Source organism: Bradyrhizobium xenonodulans, assembly GCF_027594865.1.
Classification (GTDB): domain Bacteria; phylum Pseudomonadota; class Alphaproteobacteria; order Rhizobiales; family Xanthobacteraceae; genus Bradyrhizobium; species Bradyrhizobium xenonodulans.
In genome coordinates, this window is record NZ_CP089391.1 from 5423149 (window position 1) to 5446800 (window position 23652).

The following is a 23652-nucleotide window of genomic DNA, read 5'->3' on the forward strand; positions in this document are numbered from 1 at the left end:
AACGTTGGTGCTGGCGACAATCGGCGCCACGGCGTGCGCTGCTGCGCAGGCGCAGGAGCCTCAGATCCACCACATACAGTTTCCTGGGAGAGGCGGCGCATGCCCGGATGGATACGATTTCAATTTCTCGAACGGACGCTGCTATCCAAACACGATGCACGCTCCCGGCGTCTACAATCGGGGCGACCCGCCATATGGCTATGACCGACCCCACAGGTATGGCGCTTGTCCTCACGGTTACGACTTCAATTACTCGGATGAACGCTGCTATCCGAATGGAAGGCGTGTGCCAGGCACTTATGCCCGCTAAATGGAGCCGCTGAGTTTCCCGTTTCCCCGCGCCGGAGTCCGGGGAAGCGGAGTGCGAGATGTCACTCGCTGCGTCGGCGCCAGGGCCTTTGTTTGAAGGCGCCCAGACGGCCCTCGGCATGCTCGACTGCCGTTGATGCCGGCTCAGTGGAATATCTAGAGCGCGATGAGATTACGATGAATCGTCATCGCGCTTTGGGTTGTTGTTTGAGCATGATCTTTTCGAAAACCGCTTCGCACTTTGCGCTAACGCAGCCCTTCGGGTCCGGATCATGCCCTAGCGCAGTTTGGACAGTCGATAAGGCCCGAGATAGAGCACATCGAGTCCCGAGCAGAAATAGGTGTGCAGCGCTTCCAGCGGCGCATTGACGGTCGGCTGCTCGTTGATGTTGAGACTGGTGTTGATCAGGACCGGCAGCGAACTCGCTTTCGCGAATTCGCCGATCAGGCGGCTGTAGAGCGGATTGCTGTCGGCATGGACGCTCTGGATACGCGCGGTATTGTCGACATGGACCACCGCCGGCATTGTCTCGGCGACCTTCTGATTGACCGGAAATGTCACCACCATGAACGGCGCGTCGAACGTATCCTCGAAATACTCGGCCTGGCGCTCGTACAGCACCGAGGGGCAGAACGGTCGGAACTCCTCGCGATATTTGATCGTGAGGTTGATGCGGTCCTTCATGTTCGCATGGCGCGGATCGGCCAAGATCGAGCGGTTGCCGAGCGCGCGCGGACCGTATTCCATGCGCCCCTGGAACCAGCCGACCGTCTTCTGCTCCGTCAGGTCGGTGACGCAGCGCGAGACCGGATCGTCGAGCAGTTCGAACCGCGCGCCGATCTTGTCCAGCGTCTCCTTGATCATGTCGTTGGAATATTCCGGTCCCCAATAAGCATGGGTCAGCGGCGCGATCCTATGGCCCGCCTCCGCGCACTTCATCATCGCAGCGCCGAGCGCCACGCCCGCATCGTGCGGTACCGGCGGAACGTAGAGACGCTTCACGGACGGCTCGGCCGCGATCTCCATGTTCATCTTGCAGTTCAGCCCGACGCCGCCGGCAATGCAGACGTCGCCGCAGCCCGTCTCGGCGATGGCGGAGCGGATCACCTCGGTGGTGACGATCTCGAGTTGCTTCTGGCCGCTGGCGGCGATGTTCGTCATCCGCTGGTCGAGCGGCGCGCCGCGCAGCCGCCGCGGGCCAAGGATCTCCTCCATCTTCTCGGTGAAGATGCGCTCCTGGCGCGTGGAGAAATCGCTGGTGAAGACATCGGCGTCACGCCTGCGCTTGTCGAGTTCGGGATCGAGCTCGTAATTGATGCCCGCCGGGCGCAGCAGCTTGGCGAATTTGTCGAGATATTCGGGACTGCCATAAGACGACAGGCCCATGACTTTGTATTCGTCATTGGTCATCTGATAGCCGAGATACTGGGTCAGCATCCCGTAGTAGAGACCGAGGCTGTTGTGGCGGCCGAACCGCGTCAGCACGCGGAAGTCGTTGCCGCGCGCATGGGCGACGAGGCCGGCGCTGGAATCGCCCGAGAAGTCGAAGCAGGCCACCGTCGCCTCGGAAAATCCGGAGCCGTAGAACGAGCTTGCGGCGTGACAGAGATGGTGGTCGTAGAGCTCGATCTTCGGGCTGTGGCCGAACTGATATTTGAAGTATTCGGTCAGGCGCTGCGTGTAGTTGGTGTAGGTCTTCAACGGCGAGCAGATCCAGTCGACGTCGCGCATGGTGATGCCGGCCTGCTTCAGGCAGAAGCCGATCGCCCCGCGCGGCAGCTCGCCGCGCGCGTGCTTGGCCAGCGTGAAACGCTCCTCCTCGGCCGCCGCGATCAGCTCCCCGTCACGCAACAGCACCGCCGCGCCATCATGATGGCCGTGCTTGATCCCCGAACTGATTCCGATCACATACATGCGTTCATACCTCTGGGGCGCGTTCTATAGGAACCGCAGTCATTTGTGAATTGGCGTAGCGCCTGCGCCGCAATCGATCGTGCGCGCCTCGGTTGGCGTCGCAAGGACGAACACCGTACGCAACCCCCACCGAGTTGCGCGGCTACACAGCTCCTCGTCCGTCGTTGGCTGGGACACAGAGTCGGGCCCGTAGGAGGGAAAGCCGTAATTGGGCTCGTTGCGGCACTCGGGTGCTATTGGACTGAGTCCTCTGATCATCGGCGCGCCGAGCAGCGCAGGAATGAACAGCGAGCCAGTGCGGCAATCCCGGAGGTGCGACCAGAACGGCACGTTTTCCGGCGGAATGAATACGGCGCTGCGCGGGGTTTCGGCAAGTCCGGCGTCGAGCAGCGTCTTGATCGACTGTGCACGCGGCAAGCGAGCCACGTCGGCTGCGAACGCGCGGCGTGTCCCGCTGACCGGGAACAGAAGCGTGTCGAGGCGACGCCGCGTCGATCCCCCCACATCGGTGGCGCTCCCGAAATAACCGCTCGTGCGATGCGCGAGATCTGCCAACGCCTCGCCGACGACGATGGGACTTCTGATTTTCTGGGGCGTATCGAGCGTCGCGAGCACGAGGGCGGCAACGAGGAGCTCCGGCCTGAACAGGTTCGGCACCTTGCCCTCAAGCCAGGGGCCGGCATAGGCGACGACGAAGACGACCGCGGCGAGCGCCCCGACGTGGATGAAGTAGTAGGCCGAGCCGCCGGTGATCGCCAGCAGCAGGCTCGGCGTGCTGGCCGCGAACGCCATGATTGCAAACGACTCGGCGCAGAGACGGTCGGCGCGCTGTCCAGCGATCCACACCGCGACGGCGACACACAGCAACACGATGTTCGAGACGAGCATCGGCCAGCCCGCCTCGGGATATTCGTTCATGATGCTGAACGGATCGATCATCTCCAGGCGTCCACCCATCGCCCTGACGATGACCCACGCTCCCACCGCAGCCAGCACAACAGCCGCGGCTGCGGAGACCCACAGCGTCATCGGCCTCAGGCCGATCTGGCGGAGCAGCAAGTATCCGGCAGCAGGCAGGAACACGACGCCCACCGACACTTTCGACGCCTCCATCAGCAATCCCGCGGCGGCAACGCTCGCGGCCTGAACGCAGAGTCTGCGGCGGCTCGAGGTTCTCGAGATTTCCGCGAGCAGCGGCACGCTCAGCAGAAAGATGATGATCGCAAGGAAGTAGGATTCGGAGATCAGGTAGGACGATACGTTCCACATCTCCGTCAAGGACAGCAGCAACAGCGGTGCAAGCACGACAAGTGCACCGGAGCGGAGCCGCTCGCCCTGCGGCCTCAGCAAGTAGACTGCCCAAAAAAGGCTGAAGAACAGCAGGGGCACGGCGACGATTTGCGCGCCGATGTAATAGGCGTTGAACGTGCCGGCGCCGAGCCACAATCCGAGGCAGCCGAGCCAGATGTGCGACAGGAAGTGATAGGCGATCGGCACGAGACCATCGATGCCTGTGCTGAGCGCCCCCTGCTTCACCAGCATGTTGGCGATCGCAGCATGAAACAACGTATCGAGGTTCTCGACGCCAACGATCGCCTGCTCCGGCGACAGCACGGTGGCGAGGCCGCGGGAGTTGATCAGCATGAAATAGCCAAGGCCGGCCAGGCCCCCGAGGCTCACCGCCGGCAGCTTCTGGCGCGACGTCATCGCGCGTGCCGCCAAGGCGTTCTGCCGGATGCCAAAGGCAAGAAGCACGAGCAGGACCGGATCGATGACGAGGTCAGCGGCCCGCCCGAGCAGCAAGGCGAGGCAGGGCAGAAACAGCGTCGCCAATCCCGCCATCAAGACGCCTGCATAAGATCCGCCGCGCCGCTCCGCGACAGCGCGCATCAGGGTCACGGCAGACACGACCGCGCCGAACAACAGAAAGGCCTTGGCGAAGACAAGCCAGTGCGGCCCGCCCAGAGGCCCGCGGACGATCGCACAGGTCATGGCCGACACCGCCGACATCGTCAGGGCGAAGACCGTGACGAACTGGAACGGCCCCGGCGAATCAGCACCCGGGCGTTGGCGCGCCGCTGCGAATGACGGGAACCAGGGATTGAGGAGATCTTCAGCTGCTTGCACGCACGCCCGTCCCAGGGTGAGGAAATCTAGGGTTCCGCAACCCGGGGGCCCCCGGGGACGAAGTACTCCCATATCGCCCCATGACGGTCCAGCGGCGGCCTGCCGCTAGCACGCAAGGCCGGCGTCCGCCACCGCCGGAAACCTTGCATGATGTTGCCCCGTGCCGTATCTAGCAACTCCCGGACGAGGTTGACCGAGCAGCTCGTCGCGGACATAAGGGCTGGAAATACCTTCGGTTTTTCGACCCGCCAACGGGGGCAGACGCAGCATCGGCAGAAAGCCCGTGTGAGCATTCGCCGAGATCACCACCTGCTCTCCCCGGCGATCTCCGCCTGACATGGATGAACGTTGATTCGATGAACGCCTCGCCTGGCAAGCAGAGCATTGCGGCACTGGTTCCGCTGCGCGGGGGGTCGAAGTCCATCCCCGGCAAGAACATCAAGCCGTTTTGCGGCCAGCCGCTCTGCGCGTGGACGCTGAGGGCGCTACTCGACTGCGACTTGATCTCGCGGGTCTTCGTGTCGACCGACAGCGAGGAAATCGCCGCGGTGGTGAGGTCCGTCGACGCCCGGATCCTCATCCACCCCCGCCCCACGCATCTGGCGGCCGACAACTCCACCACCGAAGAGGCGATCTACGACCTGACCGCGTCCTGCGACATCACGGAAAAATATTTGATCACCGCGCAGGCGACGAGCCCGCAGACGACCCGCCGCGACGTGGCGAGCGCCATCTCCCATCTCCTCGCCAGCGGCGCCGATTCGCTCGTCACTTGCGTCAGGACGCGGCGGTTCTTCTGGAATGACGACGGTACGCCGATCAACTACGATCCGTCGAGACGACCGCTGCGTCAGCAATGGAACGGCACCCTGATGGAGAACGGCGCATTCTACATTTCGACCGTGGAGCGGCTGCGCGGCGGCAGCGCGCGCCTTCACGGCAAGATCGCCGTCTACGAAATGGATGAGAGCACGAGCATAGAACTCGACGAGCTGTCCGACTGGGAAGCGCTCGAAGCCACGTTCCGCAGGAACATCGCAGGATGATCATCGACAGAGACCTCCAGAGCTATCTGGTGCACGAGGACGCCTCCATCCAGGAGGCGGCGAGCAAAGTCGCGGCGAACCGGCGCGAGATCGTGTTCTGCGTCGACGGCAGCGGCCGGCTGCTCGGCAGTCTCTCGAACGGCGACATCATCCGCTGGATCGGCGCAGGCGCCGCCTCGGGCGTGCAGGCCGCGGTCGGCGACCTCTGCAACCGGCGCGTCCGCAGCGCCGTCGCCGGCGACCGTGAGACCGCCAACCGCCTGCTGCGCGATGTGCTCTACGTGCCGCTGGTCGACGCCGAGCGGCACGTCGTCGGCGTCGCCCGCCAGCGTCATCCCGGCGAGGGCATCAGGATCGGCGGCCGCACCATCGCGGAAGAGAATCCGACCTTCCTGATCGCGGAGATCGGCAACAACCACAATGGCAGCCTGGACGCCGCCTTCGCCCTGATCAAGGCGGCGGCGGAGGCCGGCGCCGATGCCGCCAAATTCCAGATGCGCGACATGTCCGGCCTCTACGGCAAGCGGGCGAAGGGACAGAGCGAGGACCTCGGCACCGAATACGTGCTCGACCTGCTCGACCGCTTTCAGCTCAGCGACGAGGACCTCTATCGCTGCTTCGACTATTCGGCCTCGCTCGGAATGGAGCCGCTCTGCACCGCCTTCGACGTCAACAGCGCGGACAAATGCCGCGCTTACGGATTGAAGGCGATCAAGACCGCGTCCGCCGACCTCACCAATCACGAGCTGCTCCAGCACATCGTCGACCAGCGAATCCCGATCATCTGCTCCACCGGCATGTCGACCGAGGACGAGATTCGCGAGACGGTGAAGCTGCTCCAGACCTCGGGCGCGGAGTACGTCATGCTCCACTGCAACTCGACCTATCCGGCGCCGTTCCGCGACATCAATCTGAAATACATGCTGCGCCTCCAGGAGCTCTGCGAGAGCGTCGTCGGATATTCCGGGCACGAGCGCGACGTCTTCGTGTCGGTTGCGGCCGTGGCGATGGGCGGACGCCTGGTCGAGAAGCATTTCACGCTGGCGCGCGACCAGGAAGGCAACGACCACAAGGTCAGCCTGCTGCCGCACGAATTCAAGCGCCTGGTCGAAGGCGTGCGCCAGGTCGAGGACTCCCTCGGCAGCGCCCTGCCCCGCATCCTCAGCCAGGGCGAGAAGGCCAACCGCATCAGCCTCGGCAAATCGATCTTCGCCATCGACGTCATCGCAGCCGGTGCGACGATCACGCGGGAGATGATCGAGATCCGCAGCCCGGGCCAGGGGCTGTCACCGAATCGCATCGACGAGGTGGTCGGACGGAAGGCGCCGCGCGCGATCCCGGCCCAGACGCCGCTCTATCCATCCGACATCTCGGATCTCGGCGAGCTCACGGCCGGCGGACAGATCAATTTCCGCCGCCCCTGGGGCGTTCCGGTGCGCCATCGCGACGCCGACAAGCTGATCGCGACGATCAACCCGGACTTCGTCGAGTTTCATCTCAGCTATCGCGACCTCGGCATCAACGATTCCGACTTCCTTGCCGACAGCTATCCGTGTGGCCTGATCGTGCATGCGCCGGAGCTGTTCGAGGGCGACCACGTGCTCGACCTGACGATACCGGACGACGACTATCGCACGCGCTCGATCGCGGAGATGAAGCGCGTCATCGCCAAGACCAAGGCGCTGGCGCAGCGTTTTCGCAACGACGGCCCGGTCGGCATCATCTGCAACGTCGGCGGCTTCTCGTCCACACGCTTCCTGACTGCGGAAGAGCGGGCGGTTCGCGAAGCCCATTTGCGTGCCAGCGTCCGTGAGCTCGCCGATCCCGCGGTCGAGCTCTGGCCGCAGACCATGCCGCCCTATCCCTGGCATTTCGGCGGCCAGCGCTATCACAATCTGTTCGTCTCCAGCGACGACATCGTGCGCAGCTGCCGCGAGCTCGGGTTGCGCATCTGCTTCGACACCTCGCATTCCCAGCTCGCCTGCACCGAGAATCGCTGGTCGTTCGACGAGTTCATGGAGGCGATCGGCTCGCTGGTCGCTCATGTTCACATGGGCGACGCCCGCGGCGTCGACGGCGAGGGCCTCCAGATCGGCGAAGGCGAGATCGACTTCGGCAACGTGTTCCGGGTGCTGAACCGGCAGGCGCCGCAAGCCTCGTTCATCCCGGAAATCTGGCAGGGACACGAGAACGACGGCGAAGGATTTCGCATCGCGCTGCAGCGATTGTCGAGCTTCGAGGACCGCTAGAGCATGATCCGGAAAAGTGCGAAGCGGTTTTCCGAAAAGATCATGCTCAAACAACAACCTAAAGAGCGATGACGATTCATCGTAATCTCATCGCGCTTTAGAATTCACTCGGGCTTCGGTCCAACCGGACTGAAGTGGTAATAGCTCGAATAGCTCCAGAGGTCGCTGAACTTCATGCCCTTGCTGGTAATGAAGCCGGCTGCAGCGATATAGCCCTTTCCCTTGCGCACCAGTTTCAGGCCGGCGCGATTGATAAGAGATTGCATCACCGAAGAGGGAAACAGCGAGATGTGGCCGAATTCACCGGGACGCTCTGTGCGATAGCGGTAGCTGTTGCCCGTCAGCAGCCAGCTTACTCTTTGGAATACGTTCGTGCAGTTCGGCACCGTGACGTAGAGTGAGCCCGTATCGGTCAACAGCTCCCGCATTGACCGTATGACTTTGGCCGGGCGCTCGAGATGCTCCAGCGTGTCCGAGCACACGATGAGCTCGAACTTTGAATCGACCACGTCCTCCAGCCTCTGCTCGTTGAGATCGACCTGCTTGTAGGAAGAAACCGAATTTGGAATAAGGGAAGAAGCGGCACCCCAGTCGACACCATGAACCTCGGGGAACCCGGCTTCCCTCATCAGCTTGGCGAGATATCCAGGTCCGCAACCGACATCGAGGACCTTGCCGACGAAACCGGGCTGTTCTTCCTTAATGAATTCGACAAGATCTTGATGCCGCCGAAGCTGCGGAAATGCGTTCGGACTGCTCTTTATCCGTTCAATCATGCTCGACCCGGCCGGTTAACCTCCCCAATATCTAATCAAACTCCCCACCGGTTGAAAGTGCGATTTGTCCGGCTCAAGATGGCCGGTCCGGGCCACTTCTTCCCGCGTGGAGATTCCATGCCTAGACGGCTTCGAATGTCTATGGTAACAGCCGCCGTTCCCCCGACATCACCGCAAGCCGTTTAAAGCGCCCATGTTTGACGAAAGATCTGTACTGATCACCGGAGGCACGGGCTCGTTCGGCAAGAAGTTCGTCGCTGGCCTCCTCAAAAACTTCAAGCCGCGTCGCGTCGTGGTCTATTCGCGCGACGAGCTGAAGCAGTACGAGATGCAGCAAGACTTCGACCAGCCGGCGATGCGCTACTTCATCGGCGACGTGCGCGACGGCGAGCGCCTGCGCACCGCCATGAAGGGGATCGACTTCGTGATCCATGCCGCGGCGTTGAAGCAGGTTCCGGCCGCCGAATACAATCCCATGGAATGCATCAAGACCAACGTCCATGGCGCCGAGAACGTGATCCAGGCGGCGCTCGAGGCCAACGTCGAAAAGGTCGTCGCTCTCTCGACCGACAAGGCGGCCCAGCCGATCAACCTCTACGGCGCGACCAAGCTCGCCTCCGACAAGCTGTTCATCGCCGCCAACAACATGGCCGGCGGCCATCGCACCTCGTTCGCCGTGGTCCGCTACGGCAACGTGGTCGGCTCGCGCGGCTCGATCGTGCCGCTGTTCAACAAGCTGATCGCCGAGGGCGCCGATCATTTGCCGATCACCGACCCGCGCATGACGCGGTTCTGGATCACCCTGCAACAGGGCGTCGACTTCGTGATCAAGAGCTTCGAGCGCATGTCGGGCGGCGAGATCTTCGTGCCGATGATCCCCTCGGTGCGCATCCCTGACCTTGCGGCCGCGATGGCGCCGAGCCTGCCGACCCGCGTGATCGGTATCCGGCCGGGCGAGAAGCTGCACGAAGTCATGTGCCCGACCGACGATTCGCATTTGACGCTGAAATTCGACGATCACTTCGTGATCAAGCCGACGATCAAGTTCTTCCGCCGCGACGTCGACTACCTCACCAACCAGATTGGTGAACATGGTGAGCCGGTATCCGACGGCTTCGAGTACAATTCCGGCCGGAACGACCACTTCCTCGACGTCGCCGAGATCAGAGAGTTCAACAAGATAGCGGTCCAATGATTCCGTACGGGCGCCAGGATATCTCTGCCGAGGACATCGACGCGGTCAGAGACGTCTTGACCTCGGACTGGTTGACCCAGGGACAGGCCGGGCCGCGTTTCGAGCAGGCGCTGGCGACATATTGCGGTTCAGCCCACGGCATCGCCGTCTCGAATGCGACCGCCGCGCTCCACATCGCCTGCCTCGCGCTCGATCTCGGGCCGGGCGACATGCTGTGGACGGTGCCGAACACGTTCGTGGCATCAGCCAATTGCGCGCTCTATTGCGGCGCCAGCGTCGACTTCGTTGATATCGATCCGCGCACCTACAACATGAGCGTTGCGGCATTGGCCGAAAAGCTCGCCCAGGCGGAAGCCGCAGGCGGTCTGCCGAAGGTGGTGGTGCCCGTGCATTTCGCCGGGCAGTCCTGCGAGATGGTGGAGATCCGCGCCCTTGCGGACCGCTACGGCTTCCACATCATCGAGGACGCCTCGCATGCGGTCGGCGGCGACTACCGCGGGCGCAAGGTCGGCGATGGCGCCCTCAGCGACGTCACGGTGTTCAGCTTCCATCCGGTCAAGATCATCACCACCGGCGAAGGCGGCATGCTGATGACCAACGTGCCGAAACTCGCCGAGCGGCTCTCCTATCTGCGCAGCCACGGCATCATTCGCCCAATGCAGTCACCCCCGACGGCCGACGAGCGGCGCTCGAACGAGGACCGACACGGTCCCTGGATGTATGAGCAGATCGAACTCGGGCTGAACTACCGGATGACCGACATCCAGGCCGCGCTCGGCAGCAGCCAGCTCAATCGGCTCGATGCGTTCGTCGAACGCCGGCGCGAGCTCGCGGCGCGCTACGATCGCCTGCTGTCGAAGCTGCCGGTGACCTGCCCGTGGCAGCATCCGGACACGAACTCGGCCTGGCATCTCTACGTGATCCGGCTCCGGCGCAACGAGCTCAAGCGCAGCCGGCGGCAGGTGTTCGAGGCGCTCCGTGCCGCCGGCATCGGCGTCAACGTGCATTACATCCCCGTGCACACCCAGCCCTACTATCAGCGCCTGGGCTTCAAGGTCGGCATGTTTCCGGAGGCCGAGAGCTATTACCAGGACGCCATCACGCTGCCGCTGTTCTCGAAAATGACGGATGCCGAACAGGACACCGTCGTCGCAGCGCTCACGAATATCCTCGCGTGAAGATCGCGGTCATCCCGGCCCGCGGCGGCAGCAAGCGCATCCCGCGCAAGAACATCCGGCCATTCTGCGGCAAGCCCATCATCGCCTATTCGATCGAGGCGGCGCAGGCGAGCGGCCTGTTCGACGAGATCATCGTCTCCACTGATGACGCTGAGATCGCCGAGGTGGCGCGCCAGTTCGGCGCGACGCTCCCTTTCATGCGGCCGAAGGAGATCGCCGACGACCACACCGGCACCGCCGCGGTCGTCAAGCACGCCGTCTCCTGGTTCATCGAACGCGGTGACGACGTCACTCATGTCTGCTGCATCTACGCGACTGCGCCACTGATCCAGACGCGCTTCCTGTGCGAGGCCCATGACGCCCTCACCGGCTCCGACGCCGCCTACGCGTTCTCGGTGACGAGCTACTCATTTCCGATCCAGCGCGCCTTGCGCGTGACCCCGGCCGGCCGCGTCGATCCGTTTCACCCCGAGCATCGCATGACGCGATCGCAGGATCTCGAGCCGGCCTACCACGACGCGGGCCAGTTCTACTGGGGTACCGCCGCGGCGTTTCTGGAAGATGTCCCGGTCTTCTCAGAGCGTGCCATCGGAATCGTGCTGCCGCGCCACCTCGTGCAGGACATCGACACGGTCGAGGATTGGGAGCAGGCGGAATTCATGTTCCGCGCGATCGCCCGGAGTTAACTCCGGGCGGTGAGCAACGGACGGAGGAATGCGGCGAGGTCGCCTTCCCTGAACAGATGTCCCGGTATTCCCGCGGCAACCGCTGCCTCGATGTCGCGAATGTTGTCGCCGACGAGCAGGCTGCCCTCGATCCGCACCGGCCACGTCTTCAGGCAATCCAGGATCATTCCGGGGGCCGGCTTGCGCCGGTCGCTCACGCGTCGATAAGCCTCGACCGTGCCTTCCTCGTGGTACGGACAGTACTGGAAGTCGTCGATATGGGCGCCGATCGCACCCAACTCCCTGTTCATCCAGTCGTGCAGACGGTGGATATCGTCGACACCAAAATACCCTCGGGCGACCCCCGACTGATTGGTGACGACGAAGACGTAGTAGCCGAGATCATTGCAGAGTTTGACAGCCTCGCGCGCTCCCTGCACCCACTCGAAGTCGTCGATCCTATGCACATAGGCCTTGTCGACGTTGAGCACGCCATCGCGATCGAGGAATACGGCCGGGCGTCTCGGCCTGTCGTCCGCCGGCTCGCGTCGGGCGTGCCGGGGATCAGCAGGATTTTGCATCTTCACGAAGGCTCCGCCAAAGCATCTGGCACCGAGCTGACCGACCCCGGCCATTTCGCGTGCGCAGGTCGACATCGACAATTCGCAACCGGATCGGCAGGCTAGGCCGATGTCGGCCTGCTCACCATGGCATATACGAGCATGATCACCAGCACGATCGCAGCGGCGAAAATGGCGTGCCGAAGCGGACTTGGAGATATCTGTCGGATGGTCACATCGTCGCTGAGTGTTGCCGGGTAAGTCTTGGACAGCCCAATCCGCTCCGCCAGAGCGCGCCGATCGTTCGTCGCGGCCGCCAGCTTTTCCTCATTGCGCGCAATCAGATCGAGCACCCACACCCGCCGCAGCATCACCGAGGCCGGATCGTTCGCCGACTCCGGCGCGATCGATCCGGGAGACGCGAGCGCCTCTCGAACTCTGGTCAGACTGGCGATATTCGAGTCAACCAGGCCGACCTGGATGTTGATCTCCGCGAGCTTCGGCTCACGAATCTTTTCCTGATCGGCGTTCAAGGTGCGCACGGCGGCCTGAAGCGCTTCTGCCGCAGCCTGCTCGTTCGCGGCACCGACGAACAGGGTGAGCAATTCGGCCGTCGCAGGCCGCACCTCAAAGCTGTCCAGGATCAATTTCCGTGACTTGGCGTCACCACCAGCCGATGCATCCGCGCCGGCGAATGCCCGGCGCTTGAACGACGTCGAATTCATCTGGAGGACGATCGACGACATTGGCGCGACGTCGGCGCCATCGATCCGTCCGACCCGCATCACGCCTTGCGCGGCGTTAACGACCGGACGCATCCAGTCCCCGACGAAGACGACGACAGCCGCGAGCAGCGTTGTCAGGACAACGGTCTTCAACCGGAATCTAACCGAGCGGGCCAGAAAGCTGAACATCCCGCCAATATAGGCAACAGTCGATATGGAAGTCGTCGTATCTCTCATGGCGTGACTTCCTTCTCGAATACCGTCGCCTGATCCGCTCCAGGCGATATCGATGCCATCAACCTCGCCCGCCACCTATCTTCCAGGACGTAGACGAAGATCGCCACCCCCAATTTTATCATAAAGGTCAGCTGGATAAACGAATTCATCATTCCCGACGCGAGGTTGATTTCAACCGCATACAATATCGGCGTCAGGAAAAAGCAAGTAGCATATCGCTCCTCCACGACACAGCGCATCAACAAAAACAAGAACTCAGAAAAAATGATCGCCGAGATTGCAGTTAAAAGAAATCCGTTAACCGGTCCGCCGAGTTCAAACAACACCTCCGGCCAGCCGCCTGCGTAGGCTATCCCTGAATCGATCAGGTCATGCGTACGCTCGATCGGCAGACCGAGCTCCATCAGCAGTTGCATTGTCGAATTGCGGTTCGGATTAAAAGGATCGAGGAAAAGCTTGATGAAAGCCAGACGTGCGTTCCAGTCTCCGTGCAGAAAGACGCGCTCATACGTCATCCACCACATCTCACCCTGCTGCACCAGAAGCCGCTGAGTGAGTTTGGCTTGGAGCAATCCCGATTCCCCACCACGCACGACGGCGTAAGAATATGTCAGCGCGCCCAGAACGAGCGCACCAAGACCGGCCACCGGCAACCAGAGAGCGCGCAGCATGCGGAAGAATGCCGAATGGTCGAACGCTGCTGCCTTGCTGCGTCCCAGGAGAATGCAGCCCAAGGGCATGATGAAAAACGAGAAATACAGAAAGAACGACGAAAACCTGTGCCCGACGAAGAGCAGGTAAACCATCAGGCCGCCGAACAACGCTCCAAATCGGTGGTCAAAGCGCGCGCCGCGCAGGACCGGCGCCGCGAAAAGCAAGCCTAGCTGGAAAGCCAGCATCGGCCCCCAATCCATCAGGCGTCCGTGGAGAAAACCCCCGAACTGCCTCGAATAGTCCAGCCGTTCGATTTTACCGACAATCGGGATCGACCCCCGGCTCAGCATCTCGATCCAGAGAGCAACTTCGAACAGGAGGACGATCCAGAACGCCAGATTGAACAAGTCGAGGCGACCGGACGGCAGAAAATTCGGCATTCTGAAGTTGGACGCGGCCGCGAGAGCCTTCAAACGCTGCGGGTGAAAGGAGACCAGCAACATCAGCAAGACAAGGATCTGACAGGCGGCCAGCGGCACTGACGCCAGCCCGGGACCGATGCTCCTCTCCAGTTGCTCGGAGGCGATCGGCCCGGATATGTCAATATAGAGAACCGAGACGAGCCTCCAGCTACTGACAAAGCAGAAAAGGAGACTGAGGAGAAGCAACCCAGGCTGGGACAGAGAGATCCGGGCAATGAGCGCAAAGACAAGCAACGTGACGGATGCGTTGAGGAATAGTTCGAGCAGCGCTCCGGAATCCCATAGCAGTGCGCCCACTTCACGTCCCCCATTCACACCAAGGCTCGAACCGCAAGCCTGGTTTGATCAACCGCCTAGCGGCTCCCCGGCTGACTGAGCGAAAACAGGTGATGACCGGTCCAAGAGCCCAACTCGACCAGTGATGTCGCTTCGCCGCCATGGCGCATCATCCAGGCACGCTCGTTCAGCACTCTGTCCCAGACACCGCTGCTGTATTCAGAATCGACGGCGTCGCCGGTCCGTTTGCCATTCCTGAAGGCGAGGCGGAGCAGGCTCCGTGCAAGGTCGGGCGTACAGGGACGGGACAACGCCAGCATCGATGCCGGTGCGATATCAGGCGACAGCATCAACCCTGCCCCTGGACTGCTGATCCATGGAAATCTCGATGGCCGCCCCGACCGCACAGTGCGAAAGCGCCAAAGTCAACCAAGCCCCAGGATCATCTTGTGCAGTTCGGAGGTGTCCCGGGTTGCGCGGAACGGCCGATCGCCCCAGGGAAACATCCGAGGAAAAGCAAAGAAGGTCGCAGTGTACATTAGCCGGCCATGACCGGGAGCGATCCGGCTGCCCATGTGCAGACAATGGCTGGTATCGATCATGAAAGAAACAAGACGAGGCGCCTTCATCACCTTCACGTCTTGGCGCGAAACTTTCTCGAAGACTTCCTCGTCCTTGAAATGGCTTCCAAGCAACGGATAGCCAAATCGGTCGGTCGATTGCCGGGGCAGAAACGTGAAGGGACCGTCTGCATCCTCCTGCACGTCGGTGAGATAGGTGTAGAACTTCACCACCCGGACGTCATCATGATCACGATGCCACAGCTGCGATGACGCGAGCGCCTGCCCGGTGTGTCGAGAATACGACAGCATGACATAGTCGAGCCAGGGAACTTCTCCGAGCGCGCTGGCAACGACGTTCACCACACCCGGCTGCAGGGCGTATCGCACGAACAGATTGTCTGCGGCGAGCTTTCCATCGACCATCTCGGAGTCGAGCAGGTGGACAAGGAACTTCTTCCAGTATCCGGCCTGCTGCTCGGCGGCGGCGTCTATTTCCGACAGCTTCGCATCGCCCGATGCGGCAAGCTGCTGAAGCAGCGAGGGGTCGATCAGATCGCTGACGACGGCATAACCGTCGCGATTCAAGTCAGCCGCCGCGGCAGCTTGCGCCGCGTCCACGTGCAGTTGGTTCAAGGCCTGCTTGCGCTGCCGTTTGGCGCCGTAATGCCAGGTGTTGACGCCGGTCTTTACCGCCCATCGCAACGGCGAACGGTTTACCTGCCAAAGTGCTCTGGACATCAACCCCATTCTGCCCACCCAATCGTGCCGGTTTCGCATCCCTTGTACCCAAGGGCTGATCGTACGGTTGCCATTAGCAAATCGCCCCATAGCGGGCAACCGTAGAGTGTCTGCCGGGAGCTTGACCACGCTGGGCGGCGAGATTGCCTAATGGTGGGTCATGGCGCGGGCGAACTTGCCGAACATGGCGCGATCGCTGCGGGACAGAATCAGCATGAGGCTCAGCGCCCACGCTGCGACGCACCCCGTTGCGCCCGCAACGATCAGCGCGGCCAAGCTCTGAGGCGGCACATATGTCTTGTAGGCAAGCACCAGTGCCGCAAGGATCGCAGCCACCAGCGCCTGCCGAGCGAGGTGCTGCCAGAGCAGCGAGCTCGGCAGTTCCATGAACCTGAGCATGCGATGTGCGGACACGGGCGTCAGCGTCACATAAGAGAACACCCAACCGAGGATGAACGCGCGCTCCTGAAACCAATGCAATGTGATCGCGGTCGCCACATATTGCACCATCACCTGCGAATAGAGGTATCGATTTGCAAAGCGCAGGTAGTCGGCCTTCACCAACAGCGCCATCTGTCCGGCCCCGACCATGACCTGAGCAGCAGGCACAATCAGCGCGAGCGCGAGCCACGGCCATTGCTCGCTGCCCTGCGGTCCAATCCACACCTTCAATATCTCTTTCGAGTACAGCGCCATCACCACCACGATCGGAATGACGACGGCGGCAGGCAGCACGAGGCTATTGCGTCCCAACAGCTGTAGCCGGCGAACGTCGGTCCTCTCATCGATATGCGCCGAGATCGGAAGGATCGCAGAGAACAACGGACTCAACACCGTCTTCAGGAAGCGCGGCAGACGCATCAACAGATCGTAGGCACCGACCTGCGCGGGTCCGTACAGCGCACCGATTGCGAGCGGAATGACGGGCTGCTGCAGGATGCCGCCGATACGGGCGTTGAACATCAGCCAGCCGCGGTAGACGAGGTCGTCGCGCGTCTCGCGGGTCCACGAAACGAAGCGGAGCGAAGTGCGCCTCGCGGCTGTCGCGACAATGAGCGCGAGCACAAGATATTTGACGACCATGGTGGCGAGATAGGCGTAAGCGATCCACTCGAAGGAGAGATTGTGCGAGGCCGCTAAATAGATCGCGGCGACATAGAGGAGGCTTCCACCCACCTCGGTCAGCCGCAACCAGCCATACTCTTCGAATCCCTTCAGGGCGCCTTCCACCACTAGGCCGACGAATGCCAGCGGCGTGATCAGCGCCGTGACCTTCAGGACCGAAACGAAGGCCGGTGCCTCCTCTGCCGCAACCTTGAGCAGGATTGCGAGATCGGTCGCCGCAAACCACAGCGCGACACTTGACACCAGACCGGTGACGGCGGCAACCGCGGTCAGGAACGAAACTCTCTCGCTCGCCGCCACCCAATCCCCGAGGCGCCCGCGGGCGACCATCTGCGTTGTGGTCTCGGAGACACCGAAATCGATCAGGGACAGAAAACCGCTCGGCAGGAACGCGCGTGCCAGTGCAATGAGGCCAAGCCCGGCAAGCCCGTAGAATTTCGCGATCAGTCCGACCGAGAACAGCCCCAGCAAGCCTGCCAGGCCGAAGGCGACAGCGGAAATCGCGGTGTTATGTAAGAATCTACGCAGCACGAATCAGCCCGCCTGGATCCGCAGCACAATAACGCGGCAGGCGGCACGAAAGCCTAGTCCGCCGGCAACGCGGCAGGCAACCGCGGAAATGGCGGCGTCAGACGGGAAGTTCCAAGGCACGGATCGGTTCGCCTCGCCACAGATTATCGCAACGGGTAGATAACATAGCCCAACGTCACTTACCCATCATCCTCAATGCCGGAGACAAGCAAGCATCATCGAGGTTTGTCCTATTTAGTATCATTCTATGACCCTCGCGGAATCCTAGTCCGCCGCCAATCCCACCAATCTAATGGTATTTTGTTACCGGAAGCCGCACAATGCGTGGATGGCCGCTACAGCCCAACCGACATAGCCGCAGGACCCCTGGCTTGCGCCTTCGCCCGGCGATCGGTCGTAGAGCACCGCAACCAGCTTTGCGAAACGGCTCTTATCGACAGAATACCGAGATATATGCCAAAGGGGGTCCGCATGGAGCAACAGCGCGCAATCGTCATCACCGGGGCTTCGCGTGGGCTCGGCTTCGAGCTGCTCGATCTCCTCGTTGGGGTTGGCGCAAGACCGATCGCGATAGGCCGGGGTCTGGACCCGCGCCACGCGGCGGCCGTAGCCAACAGCGCCTGCATTTTCCTGGCTGCTGATCTTTCCGTGTTGGAGAGCCTCGAGCAGATCGACCTTGCCGGCGCGTTGCCTCAAACCGCCGATGAGATCGTCCTGATCAGCAATGCCGGCGTGGTTGAGCCAATCGGCACGCTCGGCACCATCGATGGCGCGTCGCTTGCCGCGGCGTTCGCGGTCAATGCTCTGGCCCCGGCGATTCTCGCACGCAAGCTTCTCGCGGCGACCGGCGCGCAAAAGACACGGCTGCGCATTCTCAATATCAGCACGGGAGCCGCGCGCCGCCCGCTGCCGGGACTTGCCGCATACTGCGCCAGCAAGGCGGCAGCCGCGATGATCCTTGATTGCCTGGGCAAGGAACGATCCGACATCGCCATCGAGCATATCGATCCGGGCGTCCTCGACACTGACATGCAAACGACGCTGCGGAGCGCCGACGATCAGGCCTTGCCGGTCCGGCAACTGTTTGCGAGCTTCGAGAGCGAGGCAAAACTTCGACATCCTCGCGACGTTGCCCGCGAGATCCTCACGCGAGCCAGCCTGCTATGAAGATCGCCGTGCTCGCGGACATCCATGGTAATGCCGGGGCTCTGCGCGCTGCCCTCATCGAGGCGCGCAAGAGAGGCGTCGAGCATCTGGTCGTGCTCGGCGATCTCATCGGCTACTACTATGCCGCGCGCGACGTGCTTGAACAATTGAGGGAGTGGCCCTTCGTCGCGATCCGGGGCAACCATGAGCGGATGCTCGCCGAAGCTCTCAAGAATGATGGGGCCATGCAGACGTATCGCGAACGGTATGGCAGCGCGCTGGACGTGGCCGCGACGACGCTTCAGCCGCAGGACATCGATTGGCTGATCGGCCTGCCCGACCGGACAAGCATTCATCTCGGCGAAATGGCGCTGGAGCTGTGCCATGGCTCGCCGCGCGATCCCGATGAGTATGTCTATCCCGACGCGAAGGCGGCCACGCTGGAAGCTTGCCGGGTCGCCGGGGCCGATCTCGTGCTGATGGGACACACTCACTATCCCATGCTTGCCGCCGGCGAGCGCCCTCTGCTGCTCAATCCAGGCTCGGTGGGGCAGGCCCGCGACCGCGGTGGATTTGCCTGCTGGTGCCGCATCGACACCGACACGCGTGTCGTGGTGCTGGAGCGAACCCCCTATGATACGCGCGCACTCATCGATGAAGCACGACGGCGCGACGGGCACCTCCCCTACCTCGCGGATGTGCTCGAACGAGGCTATCCCGCAGCCGCCCGCACAAGCTGAGACCGCCAGATGATTTACGACACCATGCTGATCACGGGATGCGCAGGCGATATCGCGCTGGCGCTGGCCCGTATCGCGCGGGAAGCGGGCGCAGTGCGCCGGCTGATCGGCTGCGACATTCATGCCGACCACGCAGGTCCTGCCTTCTTCGATGCGTGCGAGGTGGCTCCGCGTGCAAACGTTGCTGCGTATCTCGAAGCACTCGAACGAATCGTCAGGACGCACGGCGTCGACGTAATCGTGCCGATGTCGGAAGCGGAGCTTACCGTGCTGCTCGCCGCCGGGCACTTGGGCGCTTTCGCCGGCGTGCCGGTCCTCGCCGCAAACCGGCTCGCCGTCGAGACTGGTCTCGACAAGCATGCGACGTTCAATCGACTTGCCGCACACGGACTTGGGGTGCCCTGGACCCGTGTCGTCGGGGAGGCGCCGCCGCTCACCCTGCCCTGCATCCTCAAGCGTCGGCGCGGCCAGGGCAGCAAGGATCTGCGCCTCGTCAACACCGAGGCGGACGTCGAGGTCGCCGGGCAGACGCGGGCCGGCGACCTGTGGCAGGAGTTGCTGCTGCCCGACGACCAGGAATACACCTGCGGCTTGTACCGCAGCCGTGCCGGGGAAACCCGCATGATCGCACTCCGTCGCCGGTTGCAAGGCGGGCTCACCGGCACGGCCGTGGTGGCCGACAGCGCACCGTTCAGCCCCCTGCTGCACGGAATAGCGGACGCGCTTCACCTCAATGGTTCGGTTAACGTACAGCTGCGACTGACGGCCGACGGCCCGAAAGTGTTTGAGATCAACCCGCGCTTTTCGAGCACGGTCCGCTTCCGTGACAAGCTGGGCTTTCGCGACTTCATCTGGTCGTTGCTGGATTTACGTGGGCTTGCCATCGGGGACTATCGTGCGCCCACTCCCGGCATACGAATGTATCGCTGCGCCGATGAAGTCATCATCGGCTGACATCCGGCCCGTTCAGCGCTGCACGACGATACAAATATCCCTACCCAGTCCCGCCGTGAATATCGACCTGAACAACCCGAGCCTGGCGTCGACGTCGATCCTGCTTGCATAACGGAAAAACTTTCGCCGCAACGAATGCGCCGAAGGACCAAGCTTCTTATCCTTGTAGTAATTGAACGCATCCTCCATCAACAGATGGTCGATGGGGTAATCGCCGAAGCCGTCAAGGACGGAAAAACCGTTGCGCCGCCCAAGCTCGGGAAGCGTCTTCGTCGTGAAATAGTGCAGGTGCACCGGCGGCACGAAGATGGAAAGCTCTTCCTTGCTGGTATCGCCGAATATGATCGAATGAAGCTCTGAGAAATCATTGGGAACTTCGATGATCGCTACCCCTCCGGGAGCCAGGTAAGACGCAATGCGCGTCATGATGCTGTCCGGATCGATGACGTGCTCGATGACGTTCTTGCAATAAACCAGATCAAACGCGACGCCTTCGAAATGACGCCGGGATCCGATGTCCCCGGCGACAAAATGGCTGGGATCGCTGTCGATCAGATCGCGATTTTGCCGTTCAATGCCGACCAAGGAGTGGTCCACACCGTAGACATTGAAGCCGCGTCGCCGCGCCGACTTCAGGACAAACCCCTCCCCGCAGCCGAGATCAAGCACATTTCCCTTGGTGACACCGTGAAGCGCTGAGAAGTCGAGCGCGACGTTCGCTCGATCGTCGAAATAGTCGAGTTCCACTCTCTCATACGTCTTGCTGTATTGCCCGGTCGGGTCTTGATAATAGGACTCGCGATAGTGTTGCTCGATCTCCTCGATGCTCGGCATCGGCTCGGCCGAGTGACCATACACGGAGGGGACGCATCGATATTTCTGCATTGGCTACTCGCGAGAAAGATCAAGGGACATGAGGTTGTGAAGCGGTAACATCCCGTTTCTGCGGTCAGTTCGCTTCCATCAATTGCAGGCTGCCGCCGCTCACGGCTCCGGCCATCCGGCGCGCGTCACCAACGACCCTGCGGACGGAAAATCGCCTTCCATCCACGGAAGCAGCGTCTATCCTGCCGAGTACGGCGCCGACCATGTCCACTGCGAAGGACTTGGCGAGGCGACGACGCTCGATCTCCGGCGAGCCAAATCGGCGACGCAGGGCCGAACTCGCCTTGTACCCAAGCGTGGCACGGGCCATGGCAACGGCACGGCCGCGCAACGAAGGTCGCGGCACGGCGCCGGAACGCACCTTGCCGCGAGCGTTTGCGATGGTGTCGAGGACGACATCGGCAACGCGAATCGAGCTTGCGCCGTCGACGGCTGTAAAGAGATCGCTGATGATCTGGCGGCGGAATTGCGCGGTTTCCTCGGCAACCGAGGGCAGCCGTCTTTCCAGCCCCTCCTTCACCAGCGCGATCAGATCGGATTCCGAGGCGACCGGACGGCTGACCTGTGCGGCGGCCTGAACGCGCAGGGAAGGCGTATTGAACCACTCCATACTCAGCGGCTCAACATTCAGCATCGTCGCTTCGATTGCCGTCGAGCAATTCTGGTGGATCAGCAGGCGCGCCCGATTGATCCACTCGATCGACGTCCCTTCCTGCCGCACCTCGAAATTCGGATAGGCGGCCAACGCATCGTAGGACTTGATGTTCTCGAAGGGGTGCGGGCGCAGCACGAAACGCACGTCGGGAAAATGCTCGGCGAGCTTCTTCGACATCTCGAGCGTCGATTGATAGGCATGCCTGGCTTCGACAATGACCTGATTTGCGTAATCCCTGGAGTAGCCCGCGTTGACGATGGTCTCCACCTCATCACCCGGTCCCTTGGAGAAACGCGGATTGACGCTCGGGAAGTTCGTGTTGAGGAGCACATAGTCCGTACCGACCGACGGCTTGGACAGCGCCGCGCGCCACGGCCCCGCGCAAAAATCGTATCGCGGACACCCGGTCGCATGCAGGATATGCGCAGGCACGGTCCCGTGCTTGAGGAAGGCAGCCCGTTGCGCCTGTCCCCAAACGCAATAGAGGTCGAGCAAATCGGGAGAACCCGCTTTTTTGACCAGCTTGGCGAACTCCTCGGCATTGTTGCCGCCGATGCCCTCGGTATCCAGCACGCCGACCAGGATGCCTGCCCGCTTGTAACGCCTGATCAGGTCGGCATTGTTCGGTCGCGTGTAGTTCAACAGCACCAGATCGGGTTGCAGCGCCGGAACGTCGTATCCCTGTTCGTACATGGGAACGAGGGTGACCTTCACGCCTCGCGTCGCAAGTTCCCGCCCAAGCAGAACCAAGCCCTCGAGGTCACGAAGCGGATTGTCGACGATCAGGCAGACATGCGGCTGGTCAGGCACGGGCGTTCCTCGACGCGGCCTGTCGCGGCTCCACGACCGGAGCGTCGACGGGCGTCAGAAGGTCCCAACTCATCGGCGTGCCCTTGCGCACGGGGCGGCCGACGCGCTTGCCGATCAGGGTCGAGAAATACTTCGGCGGCAGCCCAAGGCCGGGGCGGATGATCCGCAGGTTCTTATCCGTCAGGACATCCCCCGCCGCGAGGTCCTCGGCCACGTAGAGCGAGCGGCGGAAGACCCGCGAGTCCTTTTCCTTCCCGGTCAAGCCGTAGTGAACCTCGCCGAGCGCCATCCAGGCGCGCTCGGTCTCGACCACCAGCGAGGCCATCTCGTCGGGCTCCATGGAGAAGCTCGAGTCCACCCCGCCATCAGCGCGCGCGAGCGTAAAATGCTTCTCTATGACGCTGGCGCCGAGCGCCACGCTCGCCACGCTGGCTCCGATGCCGAAAGTGTGGTCGGACAATCCGACCTCGCAACCGAACATGCCGCGCAAATGCGGAATGGTCAGGAGATTGGTGTCGGACGGCGTCGCCGGATAAGTGCTGGTGCATTTGAGGAGAACCAGCTCCTTGCAGCCGACCTCCCGCGCAGTGCGCACCGCCTCGTCGATCTCGGCCACATTCGCCATGCCGGTCGATATGATCATCGGCTTGCCGGTCGAGGCGACCTTGCGGATCAGCGGCAGGTCGGTGTTTTCGAACGATGCGATCTTGTAGCAGGGCACGCCGAGCCCTTCGAGGAAATCCACCGCACTCGCATCGAATGGCGACGAGAACGGGATCATTCCAAGGGCGCGGGCGCGCTCGAAGATCGGCTTGTGCCATTCCCAGGGCGTGTACGCCTGCTGGTAAAGCTTGTGCAGCGAGTTGCCCTTCCACAGGCTGTCCGGATCGTTGATGAAGAATTCATCCTGGTCGAGATCGAGTGTCATCGTGTCGGCCGTGTAGGTCTGCAGCTTCAGCGCGTGCGCGCCGGTCTTCGCTGCGGCCTCGACGATGGCCAACGCCCGATCTAGCGATTGATTGTGATTGCCCGACATTTCCGCAATGATGAACGGCTTGTGCGACCGGCCGATCGAGCGCCCCGCAATTGAGATCTTGTCCGTCATCGATTG

20 protein-coding genes are annotated in these 23652 nt (G+C 62.2%); 8 read left to right on the forward strand and 12 right to left on the reverse strand.

The features are described from left to right. Positions 1-586 precede the first annotated feature (586 nt). The gene (locus I3J27_RS25865; protein WP_270161715.1) at positions 587-2224 is read right to left on the reverse strand and encodes a carbamoyltransferase family protein; all 1638 of its coding nucleotides are present in this window, start codon (positions 2222-2224) and stop codon (positions 587-589) included. A gap of 39 nt (positions 2225-2263) precedes the next feature. Beyond that, a complete protein-coding gene (locus tag I3J27_RS25870) occupies positions 2264-4351 on the reverse strand; it encodes a hypothetical protein (protein ID WP_270161716.1) in 2088 nt (695 codons plus the stop codon). A 356-nt stretch (positions 4352-4707) separates the two neighbouring features. Between I3J27_RS25870 and I3J27_RS25875 the strand changes: the two genes are divergently transcribed. Together I3J27_RS25875 and I3J27_RS25880 are read left to right on the forward strand one after the other, a co-directional pair. Next, positions 4708-5397 carry an acylneuraminate cytidylyltransferase family protein gene (locus I3J27_RS25875; RefSeq protein ID WP_270161717.1) on the forward strand — a complete coding sequence of 230 codons (690 nt, stop codon included), beginning with the start codon at positions 4708-4710 and terminating at the stop codon, positions 5395-5397. Then, the gene (locus I3J27_RS25880; RefSeq protein ID WP_270161718.1) at positions 5394-7646 is read left to right on the forward strand and encodes an N-acetylneuraminate synthase family protein; all 2253 of its coding nucleotides are present in this window, start codon (positions 5394-5396) and stop codon (positions 7644-7646) included. Before I3J27_RS25875 ends, I3J27_RS25880 begins: the two co-directional genes overlap by 4 nt. A gap of 104 nt (positions 7647-7750) precedes the next feature. On the opposite strand, the gene I3J27_RS25885 is transcribed toward I3J27_RS25880, so the two are convergent. Beyond that, a complete protein-coding gene (locus tag I3J27_RS25885; protein ID WP_270161719.1) occupies positions 7751-8422 on the reverse strand; it encodes a class I SAM-dependent methyltransferase in 672 nt (223 codons plus the stop codon). Between the two features lie 193 nt (positions 8423-8615). Here I3J27_RS25885 and pseB point away from each other — a divergent pair, with 193 nt between their 5' ends. From pseB to pseF, 3 genes are read left to right on the forward strand one after another with little or no spacing between them, the layout of a single operon-like run. Beyond that, a complete protein-coding gene (gene pseB / locus I3J27_RS25890; RefSeq protein WP_270161720.1) occupies positions 8616-9617 on the forward strand; it encodes a UDP-N-acetylglucosamine 4,6-dehydratase (inverting) in 1002 nt (333 codons plus the stop codon). Further along, on the forward strand, positions 9614-10795 hold the full coding sequence (gene pseC / locus I3J27_RS25895; RefSeq protein WP_270161721.1) for a UDP-4-amino-4,6-dideoxy-N-acetyl-beta-L-altrosamine transaminase: 1182 nt from the start codon (positions 9614-9616) through the stop codon (positions 10793-10795). The genes pseB and pseC overlap by 4 nt, the downstream gene beginning before the upstream one ends. After that, on the forward strand, positions 10792-11481 hold the full coding sequence (gene pseF / locus I3J27_RS25900) for a pseudaminic acid cytidylyltransferase (protein ID WP_270161722.1): 690 nt from the start codon (positions 10792-10794) through the stop codon (positions 11479-11481). The genes pseC and pseF overlap by 4 nt, the downstream gene beginning before the upstream one ends. On the opposite strand, the gene I3J27_RS25905 is transcribed toward pseF, so the two are convergent. The 6 genes from I3J27_RS25905 to I3J27_RS25930 form a co-directional block, all read right to left on the reverse strand. Continuing rightward, a complete protein-coding gene (locus I3J27_RS25905; protein WP_270161723.1) occupies positions 11478-12116 on the reverse strand; it encodes a D-glycero-alpha-D-manno-heptose-1,7-bisphosphate 7-phosphatase in 639 nt (212 codons plus the stop codon). The two genes, pseF and I3J27_RS25905, sit on opposite strands and share 4 nt — an antisense overlap. Positions 12117-12142: 26 nt before the next feature. Beyond that, the gene (locus tag I3J27_RS25910) at positions 12143-12982 is read right to left on the reverse strand and encodes a hypothetical protein (RefSeq protein ID WP_270161724.1); all 840 of its coding nucleotides are present in this window, start codon (positions 12980-12982) and stop codon (positions 12143-12145) included. Continuing rightward, complete coding sequence (locus tag I3J27_RS25915) at positions 12979-14415, reverse strand: DUF6418 domain-containing protein (RefSeq protein ID WP_270161725.1); 1437 nt, start codon at positions 14413-14415, stop codon at positions 12979-12981. Before I3J27_RS25915 ends, I3J27_RS25910 begins: the two co-directional genes overlap by 4 nt. Positions 14416-14471: 56 nt before the next feature. After that, positions 14472-14744, reverse strand: a complete 273-nt coding sequence (locus tag I3J27_RS25920; RefSeq protein WP_270161726.1) for a hypothetical protein — start codon at positions 14742-14744, stop codon at positions 14472-14474. A gap of 75 nt (positions 14745-14819) precedes the next feature. After that, positions 14820-15695 (reverse strand): phytanoyl-CoA dioxygenase family protein, encoded by an 876-nt coding sequence (locus I3J27_RS25925; RefSeq protein WP_270161727.1) that lies wholly within the window; start codon positions 15693-15695, stop codon positions 14820-14822. Positions 15696-15842: 147 nt separating this feature from the next. Next, positions 15843-17351, reverse strand: a complete 1509-nt coding sequence (locus I3J27_RS25930; protein WP_270161728.1) for a lipopolysaccharide biosynthesis protein — start codon at positions 17349-17351, stop codon at positions 15843-15845. Between the two features lie 471 nt (positions 17352-17822). On the opposite strand from I3J27_RS25930, the gene I3J27_RS25935 reads away from it, so the two are divergent. From I3J27_RS25935 to I3J27_RS25945, 3 genes are read left to right on the forward strand one after another with little or no spacing between them, the layout of a single operon-like run. After that, entirely contained in the window at positions 17823-18518 is a 696-nt protein-coding gene (locus I3J27_RS25935; RefSeq protein ID WP_270161729.1) for an SDR family NAD(P)-dependent oxidoreductase, read from the forward strand. Then, a complete protein-coding gene (locus I3J27_RS25940; protein WP_270161730.1) occupies positions 18515-19237 on the forward strand; it encodes a metallophosphoesterase family protein in 723 nt (240 codons plus the stop codon). Before I3J27_RS25935 ends, I3J27_RS25940 begins: the two co-directional genes overlap by 4 nt. 9 nt (positions 19238-19246) lie before the next feature. Further along, positions 19247-20191, forward strand: a complete 945-nt coding sequence (locus tag I3J27_RS25945) for an ATP-grasp domain-containing protein (RefSeq protein WP_270161731.1) — start codon at positions 19247-19249, stop codon at positions 20189-20191. 12 nt (positions 20192-20203) lie between these two features. Here I3J27_RS25945 and I3J27_RS25950 read toward each other — a convergent pair whose 3' ends face one another. The 3 genes from I3J27_RS25950 to pseI form a co-directional block, all read right to left on the reverse strand. Beyond that, entirely contained in the window at positions 20204-21076 is an 873-nt protein-coding gene (locus I3J27_RS25950; protein WP_270161732.1) for a class I SAM-dependent methyltransferase, read from the reverse strand. A 64-nt stretch (positions 21077-21140) separates the two neighbouring features. Next, positions 21141-22541 (reverse strand): surface carbohydrate biosynthesis protein, encoded by a 1401-nt coding sequence (locus tag I3J27_RS25955; RefSeq protein ID WP_270161733.1) that lies wholly within the window; start codon positions 22539-22541, stop codon positions 21141-21143. Then, positions 22534-23646 (reverse strand): pseudaminic acid synthase, encoded by a 1113-nt coding sequence (gene pseI, locus I3J27_RS25960; protein WP_270161734.1) that lies wholly within the window; start codon positions 23644-23646, stop codon positions 22534-22536. Before pseI ends, I3J27_RS25955 begins: the two co-directional genes overlap by 8 nt. Positions 23647-23652: the final 6 nt, after the last annotated feature.